We start from the raw sequence: 25,287 nt of genomic DNA on the forward strand, positions 1-25,287 counted from the left end.
TCCACCACCCCTCGGTCCCGGCGCTCGGGCAGAGACCTTCGCGTCGGACCCGCACGAAGGGAGCCAGCCCTGAACACCCACCACGACAGCGCGCCGGAGAACGTCGTGAACACGGCACGCCTGACCCTGGACCCCCGCAGACGCGTCGCACCGGTGCCGCGTCGGCTCTTCGGCTCGTTCGTGGAGCACCTGGGTCGCTGCGTCTACAACGGGATCTACGAGCCGGGACACCCGACGGCCGACGCCGACGGCTTCCGGGGCGACGTCCTTGAGCTGGTGCGCGAGCTGGGCGTCACCACGGTCCGCTATCCCGGCGGCAACTTCGTCTCCTCCTACCGCTGGGAGGACGGCGTTGGCCCGGTCGACAAACGACCGGCGAGGCTCGACCTTGCCTGGCACAGCCTGGAGACCAACGCATTCGGGCTCGACGAGTTCATGCGATGGGTCGGCAAGGCCGGCGTGGATCCGATCATGGCGGTCAACCTCGGCACCCGTGGCACCGCCGAGGCCGTCGACCTGCTCGAGTACGCCAATCACCGCGGTGGGAGCCACCTCGCCGACCAGCGCCGCGACAACGGCGCTGTCGATCCGTACGGGATCAAGCTGTGGTGTCTGGGCAACGAGATGGACGGCCCGTGGCAGGTGGGCCAGCGCAGCGCGACCGAGTACGGGCGGCTCGCGGCGCAGACCGCGAAGGCCATGCGCCGCTTCGATCCCGATCTCGAACTCGTCGCCTGCGGCTCCTCACACCTCGGAATGCCGACCTTCGGCAGCTGGGAACGCGACGTGCTCACCGAGGCGTACGACGACGTCGACCTGATCTCGCTGCACGCGTACTACCAGCCGGTCGACGACGACCTGGCCAGCTTCCTCGCCTCGGCCGAGGACATGGACAGGTACATCGACGCCGTCACCGCCATCGCCGACTCGGTCGGGGCGATCCGCCGGTCCACCAAGAAGATCATGATCGCGTTCGACGAGTGGAACGTCTGGTACCAGTCCGCCGCCCCGTCCACGCCCCCGAGCGGCGAGGACTGGCCGGTCGCGCCGCCCCTGCTGGAGGACCACTACAGCGTGGCCGACGCTGTCGTCGTCGGCGGACTGCTCATCAGCCTGCTCCGGCACAGCGACCGGGTGAGCGCGGCCTGCCAGGCCCAACTGGTGAACGTCATCGCACCGATCATGACCGAGACGGGCGGCTCGGCCTGGCGGCAGACCATCTTCCACCCCTTCGCCCGCACCGCCCGGCACGCTCAGGGCGCAGTGTTGGACATGCTGCGCGAGGGCAGCACGACGACCACCGACCGCTACGGTGAGGTCGACGCGGTCGACGCGGTCTCCACCTGGGATGACACCACCGGGGAGATGACCGTCTTCCTCGTCAACCGGGCCCTCGACACTCCGGCCGAGGTGACAATCGACGTCGCCGGCGCGCAGGTCAGCGACATCATCGAGTGCGTCACCGTCGGCGGCGCCGACCTGCACGCCAAGAACACGGCCGACGGTCCGGACCACGCCGCGCCGCGCCCCAACGGCACGGCACGCGGCACCGACGCCAGCGTCCAGCTCACTCTTGCGCCGGCCTCCTGGACCATGCTGCGACTGAGCGCCACCGACACGACGCGGTGACCGGCTGACGAACCGCCGGCCCTACGGACCGGGACGTGCCCCGGCCACGCACACCCTGGCAATCACCAGGGGTGCGCGGCCGGGGCTTCCCCACCACAGGGAGTACGGCGTCGAGCCCGTTGCTACCGGGCGTCGACAGGGGAGCTGTGGGAGCCGTTGAAGAGCTTGTCGCCCTGGTAGCGGGCCACCACCGGCGCGTTCAGCTCACCGTGGACGGTCTTCTTCAGCCGGGCGACGCCGTGGTGCACCGGGGCCGACCCGAGGTGCGTGTCACCCGCGTAGAAGTCGACAGTGCCGGAGGGTGTCGAGGTGCTGGTGCTGACCGTGCCGACCGTCGCGGTGGCGGCGACCAACGCGTGGTGCGATCCGCCCGCCGGTGACGTGGTGACGTCGAGATCGGTGGTGGTGGCCCGGAACGTCAGGGTGCGCAGGTAGTGGTTCAGCAGCGGACGCCACACGTGCCACGTGTGCACGCCCGGCACGTTGTACTCGTCCAGCTCGACGCCGGCGGCCCGCAGTGCGGCGGCGTTGCGCTGCGAGTTCTCGGCGATGTTGCCGAGCCGGTCCTGCAGCCCGGTGCCGATCATGATGCCGCCGGCCACCGCCTTCATGCTGTCGACCTGGGCCTGGGTGGCGGCCGGGCCGCCCGCGCTCCAGGCCGCGTGGTAGCCGAACAGGTCGGTGTGGTTGTACATGATGGTGTACGCCCGGCTGCCGCCTGCGGAGAAGCCGGCGAACGCGCGGTCCTGCGCCCGGGTCGAGACGCGGTAGTTCTGCTCGACGAACGGGAAGATGTTGTTCCGCAGCTCGTTGACGTAGCCCTCGTTGCCACCGGGGAGGCCGTTGAAGTCGGTGGACACGATCACCATGGGCTGCGCCGCCCGGTCCTTGATCGCGTTCTCCAGGATGAGATGGGCCACGCCCTGCATCGTCCAGGCGGTCGAGTGGTCACCGCTGCCGTGGCTCAGGTAGAGGGTCGGGTACGGCGTGGCCCGGTGGGGGTCGTAGCCGTGCGGCAGGTAGACGACGATGTCGTGGACTCCCGCCGGGTTGGTCGACAGCGGTGAGGTGTACCGCCGCGACTCCAGCCGGCCGACAGTGGCCAGCGGCGCCTGGTAACCGGTGTCGTACGTCGGGAACTTCCGGCTGGCCGGGACGTAGAGCGTGCTGCGTACCGCGCCGGGCGCCCCGGGGTACTGCGGCTGGATCTGCCACCGGTTGGCGGGGTCGTCGTGCAGGGCACAGCCGGTGGCGAGTTCGTTGGCGCAGTCGTGGGTGAACGCGTAGCGGAAGGTGCCCGCCGGCAGCGGGGTGGTGAAGGTCCAGACCCCGTCCGGGCCCTTCCGCATGGCCTGGATGTGCCACGGGGTGGCGGCGACGTCGCCGGGTCGCCACTCGGCGGGCGGTCGCGCGTCGCCGCAGTCCTGGCAGGCGATGCTCTCCGGTCGGGAGTAGAACCAGTCGCCGTAGACGTGGACCTGCTGGACGTCCGCGGGCGCCCGGTACCGGAAGGTGACTGTGTATCCGGTCGGGGGCTTGTCGGTGCGGGTGACGGTCGGGCCCAGCGGCGCGGGCGGTGCCGCCGAGGCCGCCGGGGCGGCGAGCGTTGCGGCCGTCACGGTGACGGCGGCGAGCAGCGCGAGCATCAGCCGGCGTGTCCGTGCCGGCAGCGGGGGACGGGGAGGTGCGACGGGCATGTTCCTGCTCCCTCTTCGGCGTGTGGTCAGACCGCACCGAGCGGCCGACCGACCATTCGATGGTGAGGTGAAGGGATACCAGTAACGAGCGATGCAGCCGTGCGAGCGCTAACATCGTTCCCTGTCGAAAACAGAACCATGAATTGCATTGACGGTCAAGACGGAAATTGGAGCGGAGAATCGCGTCCAAACAATTCGGGCGCGCTTCAGCGGCACCAGGAAAACTGGCGCGCGAATTCTCTGTCGGGTCAATGTCGTCAAGGAATTCGCGCGCCAGTCCCCGGTGGCCCGGAAACGCGCCCGGAAGAGACCGGCAGACGCAGTTACTCGACCGCTGGCTGCAACCTCCCGTCGACTCGCCGGGAGATGACGGTGTACTCGTCGCGCAACTCCTCGGGGAGAACCCAGGCCGGGGCGTCCTGCCACGCCAGCGGGCGCAGGAACCGCCGGATCGACGTGGCGCCGACCGATGTGTGCACGGCGTTTGTCGACGGCCACGGTCCACCGTGGTGCTGGGCCCACGACACCCGGACGCCGGTGGGGTAGCCGTCGAAGACGATGCGACCCGCGCGGGCGGCGAGCACGTCGACCAGTCGGCGTACCACGTCGGCGTCGTCGCCCGGCCCGCTGTGAAGCGAGCCGGTCAGCGACGGCGGGACGGTGGCCAACGCGGCGTCGAGGTCAGCGGCGTCGTCGTAGCGGACCACGACCAAAAGCGGGCCGAAGCACTCGTCGGCGATCTCGGCGGTCAGGCCGGCGAGGCCGACCTCCAGGAGGGTCGGGGCCACTGTGAAGCCCGCCCCGGGCTCGACAGTGGGCCGCGCGGACACCCGGGCGCCGGCCCGCTCGAACTCGGCGGACCGGTTCTGGTACGCGTCCCGGATGCGCTCGTTGAGCAGGACCGTGCCGCCCGAGGCGTCGACTCTCGCCCGCAGCGCCTCGACCAGGCCGTCACCACCCGGGTCCGACGCAACGAACGCCAGGCCGGGCTTGGTGCACAACTGACCGCCCGAGTTCGTGAAGGAGCCGAACAGTCCCTCGGCGATCTGGTCCGCCCGGGCGGCGGCCGCGTCGGGCAGGACGACGATCGGGTTCACACTGCTCAGTTCGGCGTACAGCGGAATGGGGTCCGGTCGTTCGTCGATGGCCGCCTGGATGGCACGGGCGGCGTTGACCGAGCCGGTCAGGGCGGCCGCGCGGATCGCCGGGTGACGCACCAGCGCGCGACCGGCCTGCTCCCCGTACACGGTCGCGACGACACCCTCGGGTCCGCCGAGGTCGCGGACGGCCGACTCGATCGCAGCGGCGGAGGCGTGCGAGGTCAGCGGGTGGGACGGGTGGGCCTTCAGGATCGTCGGACACCCGGCGGCGAGCGCCGCGGCCGTGTCACCGCCGGCGACCGAGAAGGCGAACGGGAAGTTGCTGGCCCCGAAGACCGCGACCGGCCCGAGGGGCACCAGCATCCGCCGCAGATCCGGGCCGCGGCCGAGCGGTGTGTCGGCGGCGTGGTCGATGGTGGCCTCGATGTACGCCCCGTCGCGCAGCACCTCGCCGAACATCCGGAACTGCAGGGCCGCCCGGGTGAGTTCCCCGTCGAGCCGCGCATGACTCAGCCCGGTCTCCGCCTCGGCGGCAGCCACCAGATCCACCCGACGGAACTCCAGCGACGCGGCGATCGCGTCCAGCAACTCCGCGCGGCCGAGCCTCCCGCGCGCGGCCAGCCACTGCGCCGCCGGGGACGCCTGACCGGCGATCACCTCCAGCCGAGACTCGTCGGTCTCGGTGAGCTCCGTCGCGCGACGCTCACCGTCGCGCGGATCGACAGTCATGACCACGTTCACAGCAGTCCTCTCCTCACCAGATTGCCCATCAGATCGCGGACGCCGAAGTGCCAGGGCTCGCACTCCTCCGCGTGCCGCACCCTGTTGACCAGGGTGCCGAGCGCCGGGCAGCTGATCCGTACCACGTCGTCGACCTTGTGGGTGAAACCCTCGCCGGGGCGGTCCCGGTCCTGGATGGGCGCGAACATGGTGCCGAGCATCAGCGCGGCGCCGTCGGGATAGTGGTGGTGCGGGCCGATCAGCTGCCGGACCAGTTCCTCGGGATCGCGCGACATCTGGGTCATCTCCGAGACCGCCTCCAGATGGAAGCCGTCGACGCCGCGAACCTCCAGGCGCACCTCGAGTTCGCGTACCCGATCCATGCCGAACCGGTCGTCGAAGAGCCGGATCAGGGGGCCGAGGGCACAGGAGGCGTTGTTGTCCTTCGCCAGGGGCAGCAGGAGCGCCGAGCGGCCCTCGATGTCGCGCAGGTTCACGTCGTTGCCGAGGGTGGCGCCGACGATCCGGCCACTGGACTGGATGATGAGCGTGACCTCGGGTTCCGGGTTGTTCCAGGTCGACGCGGCAAGCACGCCGACCGGAACGGCGGTGCCGACGGCGGAGAGGATCTGCCCCTTGGTGAAGATCTCGGCGTCCGGGCCGATGCCCACCTCCAGGTACTGGCTCCACATGCCCTCGGCGACCAGCAGGCTCTTGAGCCGATCCGCCTCCGGCGAGCCCGCCTGCAGACTGTGCAGGTCGACACCGACGTCGGCGAGCATGCGGTGCCGGATGTCCGCCGCCAGTGCCAGGTCTCCCCGCGCCCGTTCCTCGATCACCCGCTCGATCATGGAGACGGGGAAGGTCACGCCCGCGGCCTTGAGCGCCTGAAGGTCGACCGGAGCGAGCAACCAGGGCCGGCCGTGGTCCCGGGTCGCGGCCCCCGTGTTGGCCAGTATCTCCGCGAAGTCACCCACCCTCGGCCCGTCGAGCCCGGCCACCGTCACGGCGGGATCGGGCAGCTCGCAGATGTCGCGGACGGTCGGAATCCGGTGGCTGATGTCGATGACCTCGCCGTCGCGGACGGTCACCGGGGAGGGGCCGCCGCCGGACGGGTCCCAGATCCGGCCGATGAGGACGCTGTCGGCATCGTCCGGCAACGCTTCGGCGGCGGTGCCTACCCAGTCCGCGGCCGCGGCCGACCCCCGGGGCCGTGGCAGCGTCATGAGTCGCTCTCCAGGTTGAAGAAGGACCGCTCGTCGCGGGGACGGATGTCGAAGACGGCGTCCTGGAACATCCGCAGCGGGTGCGGTGTGAACGGATGCTGCTCGATCGCCGTGAGGTCCACCTCGATGCCCAGGCCGATCCCGGTCGGGATGAGGATGTCGCCGTCGTCGGTCAGCACCAGCCGCTCGTTGGTGATCTCGGGACGCCAGGGCACGTCGGTCGCCATGATCTCCAGGTACCGGAAGTTGGGCAACGTCGCACCGAGTTGCAGCGTCGCGGCGGTGCTGAGTGGACCACTCGGGTTGTGCGGCGCGAAGCCCACGTAGCTGGTCGCGGCGAGCGTGGAGATGAAGGCCAGCTCGGCGATCCCACCGGCGTGCGTCACATCGGGCTGGACGAAGTCGACCGCCTGGCGGGCCAGCGCCGGCGCGAAGCCCTGCCGCCCGTACCACCGCTCCCCCGCGGCGATCGGCACCGGCGACGCGCGGCGGATGTCGACGAGCGCATCGAGGTTGTCCGGTGGGCAGGGCTCCTCGAACCACACCGGGTCGAACTGGGCGATCTCCTTCGCCACCTTGATGGCGTGGCGGACGTCGAAGCGGCCGTGCCCCTCGACGAACAGCTCCACCTCGCGGCCCACCGCCTGACGCACGGCGTCGATCTGGGCCAGCACCCGGTCCAACTGGGCGGTGGTGATGGTCATGTCGTAGTTCTCGAACGGGTCCCACTTGAGGCCCCGGAAGCCCGCCTGCACCGTCCGGCGCGCGGCGGCCGCGTAGTCCTCCGGCGTGACGGCACCGGAGAACCAACCATTTGCGTACGCGCGGACCCGGTCGCGGGTCGCGCCGCCGAGGAGCCGGGATACCGGTACGCCGAGCTCACGCGCGGAGATGTCCCAGAGGGCCATCTCCAGCGAACTCAACGCCGTCATGATCACCGGCCCGCCGCGCCAGTACCAGTCCCGCGCGGTCTCGTAGAGGATCTTCGAAATGCTGGTGGGGTCCAGGCCCACCACGGCCTCGGCCAGTTCGGCGATGGCACCCTGGACGGCACGTTCCTTGCCCTCCAGGGTGGCCTCACCGAGCCCGATGATCCCCTCGTCGGTGTGGACCCGCACGATGACGAGGTTCGTACGGTAGAAGTCGACGACCAGTGTGTCGACAGAGACGATCTTCATCTTCCGGCTCAACCCTTCACCGCACCGGCGGTCATGCCGGACACCACGTACTTCTGCACCAACAGGTAGAAGGCGACGGCCGGCAGCGTGAACAGGAAGGCGACAGCCATCACCGTCTGGATCGGTGTACCCAGTTCGCCGATGAAGTTCGCGATGCCGACGGAGGCGGGCTGCAGGTCGGGGTTGAAGATGAACGTCACAGCGAACACGTACTCGTTCCAGGCGTGGAAGAAGGCGATGACCGCGGTGGCCGCGATCGACGGCGCGATGAGCGGCACGTTGATGCGGGTCAGGGTGGTGAAGGGCCGGGCGCCGTCGGCGCGGGCGGCCTCCTCCAACTCCTTCGGGATTCCGTCGATGGCGCCCTTGAGGATCAGCGCGACGATCGGCAGGACGAACGCGGAGTTCACCAGGACGAGGCCGGTCAGCGAGTCGAGCAGTTCGAAGCGGCGGAACAGCGCGAACAGCGGGACGACCATGAGTGCCTCGGGCAGCATCTGCGTGAACAGCAGCACGACGGTCAGCACGGCCTTGCCCCAGAACGAGAACCGGGACAGCGCGTAGCCGAGCGGGATGCCCAGGCCGACGGAGAGCACCATGGTGCCGACGGCGATGATCAGGCTGTTCAGCAGCCACCCGGCCGCCTTGCCCTCGGCGAGCGCGTCCACGAAGACCCCGAACTGGCCGAGGTCGGGCGTGAGCCGGGGTTGATCGGCGAAGAGATCGCTGTTGCTGGACAGTGCCGTGACGAACATCCAGTACAGCGGGAACACCGCGACGCCCAGCACAACGAGCACGGCGACGATCCGTGCGGTGACACCGAATCGGAAGCGTCTCATCGGACGTCCCCCTTCTCCACGGCACGGGCGACCAGGCGGCTGCCGATGATGACGATGAGCGAGATGACGACGCCGACCATTCCGATGGCCGCCGCCGATCCGAGTTCCTTCGAGTCGAACGCCTGCGAGTAGAGGTCGATGACCAGCGTCTCGGTGGCGCCGACCGGCCCGCCCTTGGTCATCAGCCAGATCAGCTCGAACCGCCGCAGCGACCAGATGGTCATCAGCAGGGCCAGCAGGCCCACCGTCGGCTTGATGACCTGCCAGGTCACCGCCCGGAAGGTGGCCCACCGCCCGGCGCCGTCCACCGTCGCGGCCTCGTTGAGATCCTGCGGAACGGACTGCAGGGCGGAGAGCAGCACCACGGAGGTGAACGGGAACAGCTGCCAGATGGTCGTGGCGAGCACCGCCGGGAGCGCGTAGCGCGAGCTGTCCAGGATGGCGCCCCCGGGGACGCCGAGCCCTACCGCGTCGAGGAAGCGGTTCACGATGCCGTACTGCGCGTTGAGCATCCAGGTGGCGATGAGCGCGACCGCGATGCCCGGAGCGGCCCAGGGGACCGTCACCAGCGCCCGTGCCACGCCACGGCCGCGAAACTTCTTGTTGAGCAGGAGCGCGACGGCAAGCCCGGCGCCGATCGCGACGACCACACAGGTGATCACGTAGACGACGGTGATCAGCAGAGTGCTGTGGAACTCGGGGTCACCGAAGATCCGTTTGAAGTTGTCGAGCCCGACCCACTCGCTGCGGGTGGGGTTGAGCAGCCTCGTCCTGGTGAAGCTGAGGTACACCTCCTGAACGAGGGGTACCGCCTGGAAGACGAGGATGAACAGGGCGGCGGGAGCCAGGAAGAGATACGGCGTCCACTTGCTACCCAACGGGCTGGGCCGCCGCCGGGGCCGGCCTGGGGATGTTGTCTTCGGTGCTCCGGTCTGCTCGACCACAGTCATCGGGTTCGATCCTTCTGGGGGAAGGACGCTGCCGGCGCACGGATCGTTGCGCCGGCAGCGTCGCCGTGTCGAGCGGTCAGCGGACCAGTTCGCTCGCCTGCTGCTGGGCGCGATCCAGTGCCGACTTGAGGTCGGCCTTGCCCTGCAGCGCCGCGACCACGTTCTGCACGACCACCTTGCGGATGTCCGGCGTCTTGGCCTCGAATCCCAGCACGATCTGCGGCAGGCTGGTCTCGGTGAGTCCGTCGAAGACGGGCAGGAACGGGGTCGCCTTGAGCGCCTCCGCGCTGCGCTGCGTGGTGGTTGCCACGCTGCTCGCGCCGAGGATCTCCTGCAGCTTGACCTGGTTCTGCGGCTCCAGCGCCCACTTGATGAAGGTGCCGGCCTCGTCCTTGCCCTCGCTCGCCTCGTTGATCACGATCGGTGCGAGGATCGCGCCCTGCTTGCGGACCGGGAACGGGATGGGCGCGACGTTGAAGTTCAGCTTGGCGTTCTGACCGCGGGTGGCGGTCACGTAGCCGCCGTTGTTGAGCTCCATCCCGACCTTGCCCTCGGCGAACATCCGCCGGAAGGTGGCCGCGTCCGCTCCGCGCGGAATCACGTTCGCGTCGTACAGGTCCTTGAACGCCTGCAGGCCCTTGAGGTTCTCCGCGGAGTTGATGGTCAGGTTCTTGCCGTCGGACCAGGCCCCGCCGAAGCCGTACACGTAGTTGAAGATGTCCTGCCAGACGCCGGCTTCCTCGGCCTCCGTCTGACGGAACGCCAGGCCGAAGACGTCGCCCTTGGTCAGCGACTTCGCGGTGGAGGTGAACTGCTCGTAGGTGCTCGGCGGCGTCGGGATCAGGTCGGCGTTGTAGAACATCGCGTAGTTCGACGCTTCGAAGATGACTCCGTGCCGGACACCGTCGTGGACCATGAACTGGTCCGGCTGCTTGAGCAGGTCGTACTTGCTGGCGTCGATCACCTTGTCCAGCGGCGCGATGAGGCCGGCGTCGGAGGCCGCCTCGAACTCGGGCATGTCGAAGCGGACCAGGTCGGGGCCCTTGCCGCTGCCCATCTGCGTGAGCACGGTCTGGCCGAAGGTCGGGTACGGCACCGCGGCGGCGGACACCTGGACCTTGCTCTGGCTCTGGTTGAACTCGTCGAGCCACTTCGTCAACAGGGGCCCGCGGCCCGGGTCGCCGAAGGTCGAGGCGGCGAAGGTCAGTTTGGTGACGCCGTCGCCGGAATCGCCGTCCGAGCCGCAACCGGTCAGGAGGGTGGCGACCAAACCGAGGGCACAGGTCGCACTGGCGATGCCGAAATGAGCGCGCTTATTACCCATCGTTACTCCACTGTTACGAGTTGGCGTCAAGCCGATGAAATTGCAACGATCGTAGCGTCATGTGCAACGGTGTCAAGTGGCGATTGCGCATCGCGTCATCTATGTTGCATCATGTGCAATGACAGCGACGGCAGGCCCGTCGCGCGAGGGGAGACAGAGCCTTGGCGCAATCAATCCGCCGCGCGATCGACCTCATCCGTCGATCCGCGGAGCACCCGCTGTCCCTTACGGAGGCTGCGGACGTGCTCGGCGTCCACAAATCCACAGCCCTGCGCATCCTGCAGACACTGGAGTCCGCGCGCTTCGTCCGCCGGACCGGCGCGGGCACCTACGTGCTCGGCAGCGGCCTGATCGAGTTGTCCGAGCTCGCGCTCGGCTCGATGGACCTCCGCCAGCCCGCGGCCGCACACCTGCGTGCGCTGCAACGCGCGACCGGCCACACCGTACACCTGGCACAACTGACCGGCGACGAGATCATCTATATCGACAAGGTGGACAGCCCGGCCTTCGACGCCGTCAAGCTGCCCTCGCGGGTGGGACGCGCGGTGTCCATCTACGCGAGCGCTGTGGGCAAGACAATCCTGGCCTACCTTCCCCGGCAGGAACGCGACCGCCTTCTCTCCCACGTCGTCTTCGAGAAATTCACCGACACCACCTTCACCGACCACGACTCCCTGGAAGCCGAACTAGCCCGCATCAACGGGTGCGGCTGGGCCGTGGACAACGGCGAGCACGACGCGTACGTGATGTGCGTGGCCGCCCCGATCAGGGATTCGCGGGGGCAGGTCATCGCCGCCGCCTCGATCACGGCGATCGAGGTCATCGCAAGCCTCGACCAGCTCAAGAGCAATCTTCCGCTGCTCCTGGAGACCGCCGACAAGATCTCGTACGAGCTCGGCTACGCGCCGACCACCTTGGCGAGCGCGGACGGTGGGAGCCGCCCCGCTGTCTGAACGCACACGTCCCGGGTGATCACCGCGCCGTCGGCGGCGACCCGCCGGTGAGGCGGTGGTGCTCGTCGGTCTCCATGTCGATGAAGGCCTGGATCATGCTTCGGTAGATCCGCTCGATCAGATCCGGGTCCGCGCCGGCCTCGCTGGCCACCGTGCGGACCCGGGCCACCACCTGCGCCACCCGGTCCGGCGCACGGACCGCCTGGGCGTCGCTCTTGAGCGGGGCGGCCCGCCGGACCAGCGCCTCCCGTCGGGCGAGCAGGCCGACCAGTTCCCGATCCAGCTCGTCGATCCGGGCACGGATCTCGGTCAACGTCGCCGCAGTCTCTGCCACGCGGAAATCGTCGCACGACCGCGACACGATCAGGCGACCCGTTCGCCGGCCATCGCGTCGAACGCCGGCTATCGCCCTAATCTCGACACGTTCATGTTCGCCTCGGCACGGCAAGCACGGAGGGTGACGATGGGCGGAATGCCACGGCGTCAGTTCGTCAGACTCTCCGGGACCGCCGGCGCCACGGGACTGCTGGGACTGGTCGGTACGGACCGGGCGTTGGCCGACGGCGGCCCGACCCCCGCGCCGTCCCCCTCGACACCCGGCGACCCCGGCGCAGCGGTCTGCCCCACACCCTCGGCCCTGTGCGGCTACCCCACCGACACCGGCGGCAGGTACGACCTGTGGGACCGGGTCCAGGTCTGCGAGGGCACGAAGACGGGCCCGCCATTCCCCCAGTGCCTGCGGACCACTCCCACGTACGTCATCCTCAATGGCGGGTCGGGCTCGAACCACGACTTCCTGCTCGTGCCCAGTTGCCGGATCAGCGGCATCGAGTGTCCGTTCATCACCACCGCCAACGCGCCGAACTACTGGCTGGACGCCTGGAACAACGCCCAGCCGGGGCAGCCGGGGCACGTCGTCTATCCCCACCTCGGGCTGGGCGTCAACTCGGCCGACCCGACGATCCGTCAGCAGGACCAGCTCCACATCCACCTGGCCGGGATCCACTCGGGGATCCAGACGCAGCTGAACAACCACGACAGCGCGATCAGCAACGACCCGGCCCGGTGGCGCAACCAGATCGTGCCGATCTGGGGCCTGACGAGCACCGGCCTACCCGCCCCGCGCTCGTACCGGGTTCTGCACGTCGCGAACCTGAACGGAAACCTCTTCCGGCTCCTGCTGGACAGCGTCGTGCGGCCGACCGGAGCGGCCATGGCGGCGCAGATGCTGGCCGTGACGCCCCGCCTGATCGGCGGCGGCGGGTTCTACGTCCTGAACAGCGAGCCGGGCCTGCCCGTCCCAGCCGGTCAACCCGGCGGTACGGGCACCGTCGACTTCCTGCTGGCGTACGCCTGAGCCGGCCGCTGAGCGCAGCAGCGCCATCCGGTCGATGATGGAGTCGCGCAGCCCCGGCGGCCAGGGGAACAACGGCGCCGCCATTTGGAGCCGGGCGGATCCGTGCAGCCCGAAGCAGAGCGCCATCGCGTCGACCGCCTGTTCATCGAGGGCTGGCGAGTCTCCAGCTTCGGCATCTTCGCCGCGCTCGTCGCCCTGCTCGCGGTCAGGCCGCGTCGAGCGGCCGGCGTCTGGGACATCGCGCGATGAGTTGGCGCACCGCCGGGCTCACTCGCTCGGGAGCCGGCCGACGTACGGTCGGCCGACGGCGGCCGCCAGCTCGCCCAGATGGCGGCGTTCCGCGTCGTCGAGTCGCAGTGCCCGGGCAAGCGCGTCGAGAACCTCCGGTGAGGCGTTCACGGCCTGCCCCTGCTCCAACCGGGTGTAGTACGAAACGCTCACCTCGGCCAGCAGCGCCAACTCCTCCCGGCGCAGCCCTCGAACGCGGCGCCGCTCACCGTACGTCGCCACGCCGGTGTCCTCCGGCCGCAGCTGGGAGCGCCGGGCCCGGAGGAATTCGCCGAGCTGTCCTCTCGCGTTCATGACTCGAAGTCGGGGTGCCGGCGCGAAGGCCCTGATCGATGAAGTTGATCAGCCAGGTGAAGCTGTCGTCGACGGACGCGTCGATCTGGAATCCACCGGCCACCTCCAGGGTGGCGAAGCCGTGCAGGACGCTGCGCAGCGTCCGCATGGCGTGGATCTCCTGGTCGGGGTCCAGCCCGTACCCGCTCAGCATGGCCGCCCAGGAGGCGAGCACCCGCTCGCTGGCCGGGATGAACGGGTCGTCGGGGCCGGTCGGACGGGTGGCGTTGGCGGCCGCGTACCGGCCGGGGTGTTCCCGCACGTAGGTCCGCATCGCCTGCGCGCCGGCGGCGAGGGCGTCGCTGCCGGACCGGCCCTGAATGGCGTCGCGGATGGTGTCGCCGGCCTCGGTCATGGCCAGGACGGCGATCCGGTGCGCCAGCTCGGCCTGGCTGGTGACGTGCTTGTAGAGCGAGGGGGTCTTGACCCCGAGCCGTTCGGCGAGCAGACCCATGCTGAGGTTGTCGAAACCGACCTCGTCGACCAGCGCGGCCGCGGCTTCGGTGACCGATGCCGGGGTGAGCCGGGCCTTAGGCACTGGTCAGCGTCCGGGTGAGGAAGGGCAGGGCCAGGGCGAGGACCTCGTCGGGCGTCTCGACGTGCGGGTAGTGGCCGGCGCCCTCGATGACAGCCAGGTCGCCGAGGCCTCGCGGCAGGTCGGCGATGATGCGCTCGCCCTCGGCTCGCGGGTCGGCCCAGTCGGGGTCGGCGCTGCCCTGGATCACCAGGACCGGAGAGGTGACGTTGGGCAGTTGCCGACCGGCGTCGGCCGGACTGGTCTTGGCCATGGCCTGGAGGACCTTCATCCGGCCTGGCTCACTCATCTTGGCCTCGATGCGCGCCAGCTCGCTGTGCCAGTCGGCGGGCTTTGTGGGGATCGCCAGGTCGAGGTACCTGCGCCAGTTCGCCAGGCTGCCCCGCAGGAGGACCTGCGCCAGTTGGGTGAAGCCGGCCCGGAAACGCTTCACCCGCAGCAACCCGCCAAGGTCGAAGGACTGCGCGCGGGTGAACGGCGCCAGCTCGATGACGCCGACGATCAGCTCGGGCGCGGTGGCGGCCGCGATGGTCGCCGCGCCGCCGCTGATCGACTGGCCGATGATCACGGCCGGTCCGCCGAGGTGGCGCACGACGGCGACGAGATCCCCCGCGATGTCGGTGCGGCTGTAGCCGTCCCAGCCGAGGCTGGAGTCGCCGCAGCCGCGGATGTCGACGTTGGCCACCCGGTATCCGGCGGCGGCCAGGGCCGGCGCGACGAACCGGTAGGAGTGGCGGCTGTCGCCCATGCCGTGCGCCAGCACGACAAGTGGGCCCTGCCCGGTGACCTCGTAGGCGATGGTGTTGCCGGCAATGCTCAGGTGTTCGGTCATGACGCCCTCCAACAAAGCTAACGTGATTAGCTATAGGCTAACCGCATTAGCCGAAGAGTGCAAATGACGTCCCTGCACGAAGGCCGAGCTGGGACAGCGGCGGCGGAGGCGGCGTTCCGTATAGTGCCGCGATGGAAACGGACACGGTGCGGCAGGCTTACACGTCCGTCGCGAAGCTCTACATCGAGATGTTCGGCACGGGCCAGCAGGTGGACACCGGCGACCTCGCCCTCATCAGACGACACCTGGGCAGCCGGCCCGGCCGGGTGCTCGATCTGGGGTGTGGGCCTGGCCACCTCACCGGTTACCTGTGCGAGCTGGGCGTCGACGCGATGGGGATCGACCTGGTCCCCGAGTTCATTGCGCATGCGCGGGCGTCCCACCCGGGCGTCGAGTTCCACATCGCTTCGATGGAATCCCTCGACGTGGCCGAGGGCTCCATCCACGGCATCCTGGCCTGGTACTCGTTGATTCATCTTCCGCCGCCGGAGTTCGACGGCATGCTCGAGGAGTTCCGGCGGGTGCTGGTTCCGGCCGGACGGTTGGTCCTGGGCCTCTTCGACGCCGATGAGGTCGGCGCCTTCGACCACAAGGTCCTGACCGCCTACCGCTGGCCGGTCGACGAGATTTCCGAGCGACTCGGCCGGGCCGGCTTCCGGGAGGTCGAACGCCTCCGGCGGCCCGGCACCGACGAGCATCGACCGCTTGCCGCCATCGCGGCGATCGCGGTGTGAGGACGCCGAGGGCCGGCCTCCCCTCGCGGGAGACCGACCCTCGCCCGGCTGAGCACCGCGTCGACGCGGTGCTCAGTTTCGGCGCCAGCGCGATCAGGCGCTGAGCTTCCCGGCGATCTTGACGACCCGCTCGGCCATGTGGTCGAGGGCAGCGAACTGGGCATCGCCCAGCGGGGCGTCGTTGCTTCCGCCGGTGACGTGCGAGACGCCGTACGGGTTGCCGTCGGCGAACTTCAGCGGGTCGGTGTAACCCGGGGCGACGACCAGACCGCCGAAGTGGTGGACGGTGTTGTAGAGCGCCAGCAGGGTGGACTCCTGGCCGCCGTGGGCGGTCATGGACGCGGTGAAGCCGGCGTACACCTTGTCGGCGAGCAGCCCCTGCGCCCACTGCGGGCCGAGGGTGTCGATGAACTGCTTGAGCTGGCTGGCGACGTTGCCGTAACGGGTGGGCGTGCCGAACAGCACCGCGTCCGCCCAGACGACGTCGTCGGCGGTCGCCTTCGGCTCGTTCTTGGTGGCGTCGAAGTGCTGGCTCCAGGCGGCGTTGGAGGCGATGGCCTCGGCCGGGGCGAGCTCCGGAACCTGACGCAGCCGCACCTCGGCGCCCGCCTTCTCGCCAGCCTCGGCGAGGCGCTTGGCCATGGCGTGGAGGGTTCCGGTGGACGAGTAGTAGATGACGGAGAGCTTGGTCATCGGGGGCATCCTTCCCAAAGTATTTGCCGCTGATAAATTTGCGGCCGCAACAATCTCGACTGTAGCAGCCACCCCCGCGGCACCCAACGTCCTGACCATGCCCACCTGCGTGACGGAGCACACCAGGAGACGGGCCTGGGCCAGCGGCCGTCCAGCCGATGAGCCGGACTCACTCGGGCCCCTACGATGAGGCGATGGATCCCGCGGGGACGCCACCGGCGGCGCGCTACCAACTGCTCGGGCCGGTCGAGGTCCGGTCGGCCCGCGGGGAACGGCTGGCCCTCGGCACGCCGATGCAGGTGCGCCTCCTGGCCGTGCTCATGTCGCAGCCGGGCACCGGATGGTCCATCGACCAGCTCGTCGACGAGCTGTGGCAGGGACGCCCACCGAAGACGGCAGCCGGCAACGTGAAGACCTACGTCTGGGCGCTGCGCCGGGCGCTGCGCTCACCGGGCTTCCCCGACCCCGCCATCCTCGCCGGGCCCACCGGCTACCGCCTCGCCCTGAACGGGCTGGCGGTCGACAGCCTGGCCTTCGACGATCTGTCCCAGCGCGGGTATTCCGCGCTGCGGCAGGGTCACTGGTCAGCCGCCCAGGAGTCGTTCGAGGCCGCGTTGGCGCTCTGGCGTGGGGAGCCGTTCGCGGGCCTCCCCGGCTGGGGGGTGTTGCTCTCCGTCCGAGCGCGGCTGCAGGAGCAGCGGTCGAGCCTGGTGGAAGAGGTGGCGGACCTTCAACTGCGCGCCGGACGCCATCACGAGCTGATCGAACCGCTGCGGAGCCAGGTCGACGACGATCCGCTGCGCGAGCGCCCATGGGGGCAACTGATGGTGGCCCTGGCGCGGACCGGCCGACGGGCCGACGCGCTGGCGACGTACCGGCAGCTCCGCCACCTCCTCGCCGAGGAGGTGGGAGTCGAGCCCGGTCCCGATCTCCAACACCTGCACACCCGCATCCTGCGGGCGGAGCCGGAGCTGTTGACACCCGATCCGCCGCCACCGGAAAGAACCCCGCCCCGACTCGTCCCCCGGCAACTGCCGGCCCCGCCGGCGTTGTTCACCGGTCGGGCCGGGGAGCTGGCCCGGCTCACCACGCTGCTGCTCGGTGACTCCAGCTCGGCCAGCACCGCCGTCATCACCGGTACGGGCGGCGTCGGGAAAAGCTGGCTGGCGCTGCGTTGGGCGCACGACAACCTGCATCACTTCCCCGACGGGCAGCTCCACGTCGACCTGGGTGGATTCGGCACCGCGACGAAGGAGGCGTCACCCTCAGCTGTCGTCGTACGCTCGCTTCTGCCCGCCCTGGGTGTGAAACCCCTGGAGATCCCCGCGGAGCCGGCGGCCCAGTTCGCCCTGTACCGCAGCCTGACCGCGGACCGGCGGCTGCTCGTGCTGCTCGACAACGCCCGCGACGCGGAACAGGTGCGGCCGCTGCTTCCGGGGTCGACCCGCTGCGGCGTGCTCGTGACGAGTCGCCACACCCTGCCCGGCCTGGTCGCCACCGATGGCGCCCATCCCCTCGCGCTGGAACTGCCCAGCGACGACGAAGCGCGCCAACTGCTCGTCCGTCGACTGGGTGCGCAGCGGGCCGCCGCCCAGCCGGCAGCGGTGGACGAGCTGGTCAGACGTACCGCGCGGCTGCCCCTGGCACTGTCCATCGTGGCCGCGCGAGCCGCCGCCCGGCCCACGTTTCCGCTCCAGGCCATCGCCGACGATCTGGCGGCGAGCCGGGGCGGGCTCGCCGCCCTGACCACCGACGATGCCGCCACCGACGTGCGCACCGTACTCTCCTGGTCGTACCGACTGCTCAGCGCGGACGCGGCCCGACTGTTCCGGCAGATCAGCCTGCACCCCGCCCCGGACGTCAGCGCGGCGGCGGCAGCCAGCCTCGCCGGGGCGCCACCGCACCTGATCCGGCCGGCCCTCGACGAGTTGACCCGCGCGAACCTGCTCGCCGAGCCGTCCCCCAACCGCTTCCGCTGTCACGATCTGCTCCGCGCCTACGGGGACGAGCTGACGCACGCGCTCGACCGCCCGGCCGACCGTAGCGCCGCCCGCCGGCGGGTGCTCGACCATTACCTGGTTGTCGCCCGGGACGCGGCGAGGCTGGTCGACCCCGGTTGGCAGCCGCTCGATCCGCCGCCCCGGCCCGCCGACGCGTCACCGTCGGCGTTCGCCGACCACCGGGCCGCGCTGGCCTGGTTCACCATCGAACAGCGGGTGCTACTGGCCGCCGTCGACGACGCGGTCACGCACCGCTTCGACGCCCACGCCGGGCAGCTCGCCCAGGCCCTCGCTCCCCTGCTCAGCCGGCTCTCCCAGTGGCACGACCTGGCCACCGTGCAGGCCATCGCTGTCACTGTCGCCCAGCGCCGCGGTGATCCACGGGCCGAGGCGCTGGCCCGCCGGAACCTCGCGCTGGCCCACATCCAGCACCGCCAGTTCGGTGCGGCCCACCATCACCTCCAGCGCGCCATGGCCCGGTACGACCAGGCCGGCGACCGACCGGGGCAGGCCAGCACCCACCTGCACCTCGCCTGGCTGTCGGACATCGAGGGCGACGCCGGGGCGGCACTGCCGCACGCCAGGCAGGCGCTGGCGCTGGCCAGCAGCACCGACGACCGGCTCGGTGAGGCGGCGGCGCTCAACGCGCTCGGCTGGAGTTACGCGCGGCTGGACGAGCACGCCCGCGCCGTCACCTACTGCGAGCGGGCACTCGCGCTCTACGAGGAGGCCGAGGACCGGCTCGGCGCGGCCCACACCTGGGACAGTCTGGGATTCGCCTATCACGGCCTCGGAAAACTCCCGAACGCTGCGGACTGCTACCGGCGCGCGCTCACGCTCTACTCCGACGTCCAGGACCCGTGCGGCAGCGCTGACACACTCGTCCGCCTCGGCGACACCCATCAGGCGGTGGGCGACAACGACACCTCGGTCGACCTGTGGCGGCAGGCCTTGGCGATCCTCGACCGGGTCGGCCATCCACAGGCCGCGGTGCTGTCCCAGCGGCTTGAGGCGTACCGGTGAACGCCCTGCGCCGAGCGGCCGCGGACCGGCGTGGATCCGACGTGGACCGGGCGTCGGCAGGCTGGACGAATGTTCACCACGAAGAGAACCACCTTCCGGCCTCCCCGCGGGGTTGACAGTCGACGACGGAGACTCCTCGGCGGCGTCTCGGCCGCCGTCGCGGTCCTCGTCGCCCTGTCACTCAACGCCCCACCGTCGCTCGCGGACACCACGCCGCCGGCCGGCGGCACCGGGCCGGCCGGCGCAGACACCACCGGCGGTTGGAACGGGCGGATCGAGTGGCAGGCGTGCCCGGAGCGACCCGACGATCCGGGCACGCGGTGCGGCACTCTGCGCCTGCCGGTCGACTGGGCCCGCCCGGGAGGGGAAACCTTCCCGCTGGCGCTGGCCCGGCGCACCGCCACCGACCCGGCCGCCCGCATCGGCGCCCTGGTCTTCAACCCCGGCGGTCCGGGCCTGTCCGGTGTGGACGTGGCGCTGACGGCCGACAGCCAGCTCGGCCCGGACGTGCTGCGCCGCTTCGACATCATCGGCTTCGACCCCCGGGGCACTGTCCGCAGCGCACCGGTGCGCTGCTCATCCGCGCTGCTGGCCCGGCATCCCGCACTGACACCCGCCAACGCGGCGGAGTACGAGCGGCTTCGCACCTACAACCGCCAGTTGCGCGACGACTGCCGCGCCAACAGTGGCCCACTGTTCGACCACCTGGACAGTGTGAGCGTCGCGCGCGACACGGACGCCATCCGGGCCGCACTCGGTGAACGGCAGCTGAGCTTCTATCAGTGGTCCTACGGGACCCTGATCGGGCAGTCCTACGCCGAGCTGTTCCCCGACCGTGTCCGCGCACTGGTGATGGACAGCGTGATGGACCACAGCCAGGGGGTCAGGGAGATTTTCCGCAGCGGGGCGGCCAGTAACGAGGCGCTGTTCCACGAGTTCGTGACCTGGTGCGAGCGAAGCACCGGTTGCGCCCTGCACGGACGCGACGTGCCGGCGCTCTACGACCGGCTGATCCGCCGGGCCGATGCCGGCACACTTGTCGACGCGGCCACCGGCACTCCGCTGACGTGGTTCGAGCTTGGGTTCGCGACATTCGTCAACTTCTTCGACGCGACCTGGGCCGATCTCGCGAACATGCTGCTCGCGCTGGAGCGGGGCGAGCCCGCCGCGCTCGCGTCCCCGATGGTGCCGGTCGACGGCGACGAGGACCTGACCGAGTACGCACTACCGGCGTTCTGCCAGGACTGGTCGCTGCCGGTCGACGGGTTCGCCGAGTGGAACCGGTATCTCGAACTGTCCCGCGCCGCCGCGCCGCACCTGCGGGCCTCCCCGTTGGCGGTCCGCTTCGGCGCGATCTGCCTGGGCTGGACGGCGACCAACCCACAACGTCAACTGCGGGTCCGGACGAGCGCGCCGCTGCTGGTGCTCAACGGGCGGTACGACCCGGCCACCCCGTACGACGGGGCGCAGCGGGTGGTGCGCCAGCTCGGCAGCCAGGGCCATCTCCTCACCTACGAGGGGTCGGGCCACGCCAGCTACCCACGAACCGAGTGCACCCGTCGTCGGGTGGAGCGGTACCTCATCACCAGAACCACACCGCCGACAGGCGCGAGCTGCCCGGCCGCGCCGGTCTGACGGGTCGACGTCGTCACTGGGACGCCCCAGCTCACTGTAGGTAGCGCGACCGGTCCGACGGCGTGTCGGCCAGCTCTCCTACCCCCGGTGGCTGGGGCGTCGCCGCCGCAACCGGTTCCGTCAGGCACCGTCGGGCGGGTCGGCGGGCTGCTGTCCCGGCCAGAACGGCCACTCCTCGAATGAGCGGCACCGTCCGTCGTCAGCGAACCGCATGACCCACAGGTCGCGGTACTCCTTGTCGACCGGGTCCCCGTAGCGGACCTCGTGGCGTGACACGGCGGTGTCACTGTCGACCGCGACGATCTCAGTGGTCAGCTGGAACACCTCGTCGGGGCCCTTGCGCTGCTTCTCCCACATCCGAGCGATGGCCGGCAGGCCGACGACGGGCGTCCAGTACGGCCCCTGCTGATAGCTCGCGTCCTCGGTGAAGAGCGTGACCAGTGCGTCAGTGCCCGGGGTCCGCCAGAGCCGCTCGTAGGTGGCAAGCCAGTCCTCGACGTGCTTCCTGTCCATGGGCCTCACCTTGCCATCCGAGCGGCGCTCAGCGGGCAGAACCCGCAGGCCACGGGTGGCGCAACCGTGGAGGCGCTGGCCGGCCTCGGCCCTGGGCACCCTTGACATCGAAAGGAGCACCCAGTCACACTCCCGATGCTAATTCGATTTAGCTGCCATCAGAGCCCTCAACTCCCCGCACCGGACCAGACCGCGACGAGCGACCACCACAAAGGAGTCTTCGCGCATGAGGGAAACGACCGGAAGACGCAGGCTCCGGCTTGCGATCTCGATCCTCGCGCTCACAGCACTCGGCGCGGGGGCCGTCCTCCCCGCGCCGGCTGCCGCCGCCGGCAGGCCCACGCCCGTGCCGGGCGCGACGGTCAACGCGGACCGCAACTCACCGACCGGATACACGGTCACGTTCGTCTACCGCAATCCCCACGCCACCCAGGTCCGCCTCGCCGGGGATCTGACAGTGCTCGACGTCAACACCGGCAGCACGCGGTACCAGCCGGAAGAGTGGCAGCCGGGGCGCTACCACGCGGGCGGCACCGAGTTCCTCCGGGACATGACCAGGGACCCGAAGGGAAACTGGTCGATCTCGGTCCCGCTGCACGCCGGAGGCCTCAGCTACTGGTACCGGGTCTGGGACCCGACCCAGGGCTGGGAGAACAAGCGCATCTGGGACCCCGCCTCGAAGAACCCACGCCCGCCGGGCGAGTCCTCGTTCCGGGTCAGGAACAACGACGTGCTCGATGCCGTGCACGTGCCGTACGCCAAGAAGCAGAACGACCCGGTGCTGAAGGCGCGGGCGGACTACGAGTTGCCGGTGGCCGACCGCGCGAAGCGAGGAACCGTCCGGTACGTCCCGTACACCACGATCCTCGGCGACAGCGGCCACTACCTGGGCGTCTACCTGCCGGCGAACTACGACGCCAACCGCGCGGAGCCGTACAAGGTCGCGTATCTCGCCCACGGCATCTTCGGCGACGAGACCGACTTCATGGTCCCCGCGAACGTCCCGAACATCCTGGACAACATGACGGCCAGGGGCGAGATCGAGCCGACGGTGGTCGTCACCATGGGCAACCACTTCACCGGCACCAGCCTCGGCTTCGCGTCCTACAACCAGACCAACGCGGCCAACAACCTGGTCCAGACGATCCTGCCCCTCATCGAGAGCAGCTACAACGTCTCGACCGAGCGCTCCGGGCGGGCCTACGCCGGGTTCTCGTACGGCGGGATGACGGGCGGCGTCGTCATCAGGAACTACCCGACCACCTTCGCGTTCTACGGACACTTCTCCGGCAACCCGTCGCTCACCACCCAGGACTACGACACCTTCGCGAACGCGGTCGGGGACGACGACCTCACCGTCTTCCTCGGCAACGGCGTCTTCGAGGGCAACCTCAACGCCCAGAACGCCATCGCTGACAACTTCCGGGCCCGGGGATACGCCGCCGCGACGACCCAGGTCCCCGGCGCGCACGACGGGATGACGGCGGGCCAGCTGTTCACGATCTTCGCCCGGGACCACCTGTGGTCGGGGGTCGACTCCGTGTCGGTGACGCCCGCGACGGTGAACCTGACGAAGGGCTGGAACTGGGAAAGACAGTTCACCGCCCAGGTGGCCACCAACGAGGGTGTGAGCCCGGCGGTGACGTGGTCGGTGCAGGGTGCGACCTCCACCGGCACCAGCATCTCCGCGACGGGTCTGCTCACGGTCGCCGCCGCGGAGACCGCGTCCGCGCTCACCGTCGTCGCGACGTCGGTCGTCGATCCCACCAAGTTTCGCTCGGCTCAGGTCACCCTGACGCCTGCGGGCCCGGCACGGGTCGCGGTGAAGGCGAAGGCCACGCCGGCCTCGGTAGTGCACGGTGGCACGTTCACGCTGACCGTCGACGTACGGGCACAGTCTGCGCACCGCAAGGCTCCGAAGGTGACCGGCGAGATCGCTGTCACCTTCGGCGGCACCACCCAGGTGGTTCCGCTGCGTGGTGGCGCGGCCGTCGTCGAGCTGCCGACCGACGGGCTGCCCGCGGGGGTGTACCCGGTGCACGTCGCCTACTCCGGTGACCCGGCCCACGCCCCCAGCGCAGCGGTCCACCAGCAACTACGGGTCCGGTAGGCCGGCAGGCAGCGGTGGGCCGGCGACCTCCCGTCGTCGGCCCACCGCCAACCGGCCGTCCGGACCGTCAGCTCACGCCCCGAACCGCCTCGATGATCGTCTCGGCGACCTCGCTCGGCCGGGCCACCGCCATCGCGTGCGAGCCGCCGACCACCTCGCGCTGCCCCCGAGGGTTGGCCCGCTCGGCCATGAAGCGGTGCGCTTCGGCGGGAATGTTCTTGTCAGCGTCGCCGAACACGAACCAACTCGGCAGCGACCGCCAGGCGGGGTCGCCGGTGAGCTTGCCACCCAGGCCCTCTTCCACGATGATCGGCCGCTGGGTCCGGGCCATCAGCGCGGCCATGTCGTCCGACACGTCCGCGCAGAACTGCGCGTGGTACTGGTCCTGGCCGATCGCCACCTCGTTGCCGCCGGTGGACACCGGGTACTGCACCAGCGTGTCGGCGAGGGTGCTGCCGGGGTACTTCGCGGACAGCGTCATCGCCGACTCGCCGGTGTCCGGTGCGAAGGCGTTGACGTACACGAGGGCCCGCACCGAGGTGTCGCCGGCTGCGGCCTGGGTGATCACCATGCCCCCGTACGAGTGGCCGACGAGCACGACAGGACCGCCGATCCCCCGGACGACATCCCGCACGTAAGCGGCGTCGCCCGCCACGCTCCGCAGCGGGTTCGCAACGGCCACCGAGTCGTACCCGGCACCCAGCCGCTCGAGCACACCGTTCCAGCTCGCCGACTCGGCGAACGCGCCGTGCACGAGCACGATGGTGGGCTGTGGATCAGGCATGATAGGTGCCCCCTCACTCCGTGAAGCTGTTCACCGCCGGTCGCACTGGTACGCCTGGATACCCGTCACGCGAGGGTGAAACGTCCGGCCCGACGAGCAGGAGGCTGCGATGGCTACCACGACGCTGACCGAGGTGACGGCCGAACTGGGCGTGCTGGAGGACCCGAAGGTGCGGGAGGTGAACGCCCGACACGGCGACGCTCATGGTGTGCACCTCGGCGCGCTTCGGGCGCTGGCGAAGCGGCTGAAGACGCAGCACGATCTCGCACGCCAACTCTGGGCGACGGGTGATGCCTCGGCGCGGCTGCTGGCGATCCTGATCTGCCGTCCCAGGGCGTTCGAGCGGGACGAGTTGGACGTCATGTTGCGCGAGGCGCGCGCCCCGAAGGTGCACGACTGGCTCCTGAACTACGTGGTGAAGAAGAGCCCGCACTCCGAGGAACTGCGGCTGGCGTGGTTTGCCGACCCGGATCCCGTGGTCGCGAGTGCCGGCTGGGCGCTGACCACCGACCGCGTGACGAAGAAACCCGAGAGTCTCGACCTTGCGGGACTGCTCACTGTGATCGAGACCGGGATGAGGGACGCGCCGGATCGCCTGCAGTGGGCGATGAACCACTGCCTGGCGCAGATCGGCATCGCGCACGCCGAGCACCGCGCCCGGGCGATCGACATCGGCGAACGCCTCCAGGTGCTCAAGGACTACCCCACCTCCCCCGGCTGCACGTCTCCGTTCGCGCCCACCTGGATCAGCGAAATGGTGCGCCGAGCGGGATAGGCGGCACGTTCTCGGTCGATCTCCGCATCGGCGGGGTCGACGCCGTCTCCCGTACGCCC

General features: G+C 70.1%; 22 protein-coding genes and 1 pseudogene. 9 read left to right on the top strand and 14 right to left on the bottom strand.

All coding sequences use genetic code 11. The features are described 5' to 3' along the window. The first annotated feature begins 105 nt into the window (after positions 1-105). Complete coding sequence (locus AB0B94_RS06755; protein ID WP_357269292.1) at positions 106-1,629, top strand: alpha-N-arabinofuranosidase; 1,524 nt, start codon at positions 106-108, stop codon at positions 1,627-1,629. Positions 1,630-1,751: 122 nt separating this feature from the next. Here AB0B94_RS06755 and AB0B94_RS06760 read toward each other — a convergent pair whose 3' ends face one another. From AB0B94_RS06760 to AB0B94_RS06790, 7 genes are all read right to left on the bottom strand, one after another. After that, the gene (locus AB0B94_RS06760; protein WP_357269295.1) at positions 1,752-3,326 is read right to left on the bottom strand and encodes an alpha/beta hydrolase-fold protein; all 1,575 of its coding nucleotides are present in this window, start codon (positions 3,324-3,326) and stop codon (positions 1,752-1,754) included. 323 nt (positions 3,327-3,649) lie between these two features. Then, a complete protein-coding gene (locus AB0B94_RS06765; RefSeq protein ID WP_357269298.1) occupies positions 3,650-5,167 on the bottom strand; it encodes an aldehyde dehydrogenase family protein in 1,518 nt (505 codons plus the stop codon). Then, positions 5,164-6,372 carry a fumarylacetoacetate hydrolase family protein gene (locus tag AB0B94_RS06770; protein WP_357269301.1) on the bottom strand — a complete coding sequence of 403 codons (1,209 nt, stop codon included), beginning with the start codon at positions 6,370-6,372 and terminating at the stop codon, positions 5,164-5,166. The genes AB0B94_RS06765 and AB0B94_RS06770 overlap by 4 nt, the downstream gene beginning before the upstream one ends. Further along, positions 6,369-7,550, bottom strand: a complete 1,182-nt coding sequence (locus tag AB0B94_RS06775; RefSeq protein WP_357269304.1) for a mandelate racemase/muconate lactonizing enzyme family protein — start codon at positions 7,548-7,550, stop codon at positions 6,369-6,371. The genes AB0B94_RS06770 and AB0B94_RS06775 overlap by 4 nt, the downstream gene beginning before the upstream one ends. 8 nt (positions 7,551-7,558) lie before the next feature. After that, entirely contained in the window at positions 7,559-8,389 is an 831-nt protein-coding gene (locus tag AB0B94_RS06780; RefSeq protein ID WP_091399805.1) for a carbohydrate ABC transporter permease, read from the bottom strand. Continuing rightward, entirely contained in the window at positions 8,386-9,339 is a 954-nt protein-coding gene (locus AB0B94_RS06785) for a sugar ABC transporter permease (RefSeq protein ID WP_238667835.1), read from the bottom strand. The genes AB0B94_RS06780 and AB0B94_RS06785 overlap by 4 nt, the downstream gene beginning before the upstream one ends. Positions 9,340-9,415: 76 nt before the next feature. Then, positions 9,416-10,663, bottom strand: a complete 1,248-nt coding sequence (locus AB0B94_RS06790; RefSeq protein WP_357269308.1) for a sugar ABC transporter substrate-binding protein — start codon at positions 10,661-10,663, stop codon at positions 9,416-9,418. 161 nt (positions 10,664-10,824) lie between these two features. On the opposite strand from AB0B94_RS06790, the gene AB0B94_RS06795 reads away from it, so the two are divergent. Beyond that, positions 10,825-11,616, top strand: coding sequence for an IclR family transcriptional regulator (locus tag AB0B94_RS06795; protein ID WP_357269311.1), 792 nt, complete (start codon positions 10,825-10,827; stop codon positions 11,614-11,616). 19 nt (positions 11,617-11,635) lie between these two features. Here the strand turns inward: AB0B94_RS06795 and AB0B94_RS06800 are convergent, their stop codons facing one another. Then, positions 11,636-11,950 carry a chorismate mutase gene (locus AB0B94_RS06800; protein WP_357269314.1) on the bottom strand — a complete coding sequence of 105 codons (315 nt, stop codon included), beginning with the start codon at positions 11,948-11,950 and terminating at the stop codon, positions 11,636-11,638. A gap of 138 nt (positions 11,951-12,088) precedes the next feature. Here AB0B94_RS06800 and AB0B94_RS06805 point away from each other — a divergent pair, with 138 nt between their 5' ends. Continuing rightward, the gene (locus tag AB0B94_RS06805) at positions 12,089-12,973 is read left to right on the top strand and encodes a CDP-diacylglycerol diphosphatase (protein ID WP_357269317.1); all 885 of its coding nucleotides are present in this window, start codon (positions 12,089-12,091) and stop codon (positions 12,971-12,973) included. 102 nt (positions 12,974-13,075) lie between these two features. Further along, the gene (locus tag AB0B94_RS06810) at positions 13,076-13,222 is read left to right on the top strand and encodes a hypothetical protein (protein WP_357269320.1); all 147 of its coding nucleotides are present in this window, start codon (positions 13,076-13,078) and stop codon (positions 13,220-13,222) included. Positions 13,223-13,318: 96 nt separating this feature from the next. On the opposite strand, the pseudogene AB0B94_RS06815 reads toward AB0B94_RS06810, so the two are convergent. The 3 genes and pseudogenes from AB0B94_RS06815 to AB0B94_RS06825 all read right to left on the bottom strand — a co-directional run. Next, positions 13,319-13,555: pseudogene (locus AB0B94_RS06815) on the bottom strand (helix-turn-helix transcriptional regulator); the annotation flags it as partial. Further along, positions 13,467-14,132: a WHG domain-containing protein gene (locus tag AB0B94_RS06820; protein ID WP_357269323.1), complete on the bottom strand. Its 666-nt coding sequence runs from the start codon at positions 14,130-14,132 to the stop codon at positions 13,467-13,469. The pseudogene AB0B94_RS06815 and the gene AB0B94_RS06820, both read right to left, overlap by 89 nt. Next, a complete protein-coding gene (locus tag AB0B94_RS06825; protein ID WP_357269326.1) occupies positions 14,125-14,961 on the bottom strand; it encodes an alpha/beta hydrolase in 837 nt (278 codons plus the stop codon). The genes AB0B94_RS06820 and AB0B94_RS06825 overlap by 8 nt, the downstream gene beginning before the upstream one ends. Before the next feature lie 131 nt (positions 14,962-15,092). On the opposite strand from AB0B94_RS06825, the gene AB0B94_RS06830 reads away from it, so the two are divergent. Further along, positions 15,093-15,695: a class I SAM-dependent methyltransferase gene (locus AB0B94_RS06830; RefSeq protein ID WP_357269329.1), complete on the top strand. Its 603-nt coding sequence runs from the start codon at positions 15,093-15,095 to the stop codon at positions 15,693-15,695. Positions 15,696-15,788: 93 nt separating this feature from the next. Here the strand turns inward: AB0B94_RS06830 and wrbA are convergent, their stop codons facing one another. Next, a complete protein-coding gene (gene wrbA / locus AB0B94_RS06835; RefSeq protein WP_196923813.1) occupies positions 15,789-16,388 on the bottom strand; it encodes an NAD(P)H:quinone oxidoreductase in 600 nt (199 codons plus the stop codon). Between the two features lie 194 nt (positions 16,389-16,582). Here wrbA and AB0B94_RS06840 point away from each other — a divergent pair, with 194 nt between their 5' ends. Further along, on the top strand, positions 16,583-19,411 hold the full coding sequence (locus AB0B94_RS06840; RefSeq protein WP_357269332.1) for a BTAD domain-containing putative transcriptional regulator: 2,829 nt from the start codon (positions 16,583-16,585) through the stop codon (positions 19,409-19,411). A 69-nt stretch (positions 19,412-19,480) separates the two neighbouring features. Next, positions 19,481-21,046 carry an alpha/beta hydrolase gene (locus AB0B94_RS06845; protein WP_357269335.1) on the top strand — a complete coding sequence of 522 codons (1,566 nt, stop codon included), beginning with the start codon at positions 19,481-19,483 and terminating at the stop codon, positions 21,044-21,046. Between the two features lie 120 nt (positions 21,047-21,166). On the opposite strand, the gene AB0B94_RS06850 is transcribed toward AB0B94_RS06845, so the two are convergent. After that, complete coding sequence (locus AB0B94_RS06850) at positions 21,167-21,559, bottom strand: nuclear transport factor 2 family protein (RefSeq protein ID WP_357269338.1); 393 nt, start codon at positions 21,557-21,559, stop codon at positions 21,167-21,169. A 226-nt stretch (positions 21,560-21,785) separates the two neighbouring features. Here AB0B94_RS06850 and AB0B94_RS06855 point away from each other — a divergent pair, with 226 nt between their 5' ends. After that, positions 21,786-23,669: an alpha/beta hydrolase-fold protein gene (locus AB0B94_RS06855; RefSeq protein ID WP_357269340.1), complete on the top strand. Its 1,884-nt coding sequence runs from the start codon at positions 21,786-21,788 to the stop codon at positions 23,667-23,669. A gap of 67 nt (positions 23,670-23,736) precedes the next feature. Here the strand turns inward: AB0B94_RS06855 and AB0B94_RS06860 are convergent, their stop codons facing one another. Further along, complete coding sequence (locus tag AB0B94_RS06860) at positions 23,737-24,453, bottom strand: alpha/beta hydrolase (protein WP_357269343.1); 717 nt, start codon at positions 24,451-24,453, stop codon at positions 23,737-23,739. A gap of 109 nt (positions 24,454-24,562) precedes the next feature. On the opposite strand from AB0B94_RS06860, the gene AB0B94_RS06865 reads away from it, so the two are divergent. Further along, positions 24,563-25,228, top strand: coding sequence for a DNA alkylation repair protein (locus AB0B94_RS06865; RefSeq protein ID WP_357269346.1), 666 nt, complete (start codon positions 24,563-24,565; stop codon positions 25,226-25,228). Positions 25,229-25,287 lie beyond the last annotated feature (59 nt).

Source organism: Micromonospora sp. NPDC048986 (assembly GCF_040649335.1).
In the GTDB taxonomy this organism is placed as follows: domain Bacteria; phylum Actinomycetota; class Actinomycetes; order Mycobacteriales; family Micromonosporaceae; genus Micromonospora; species Micromonospora alfalfae.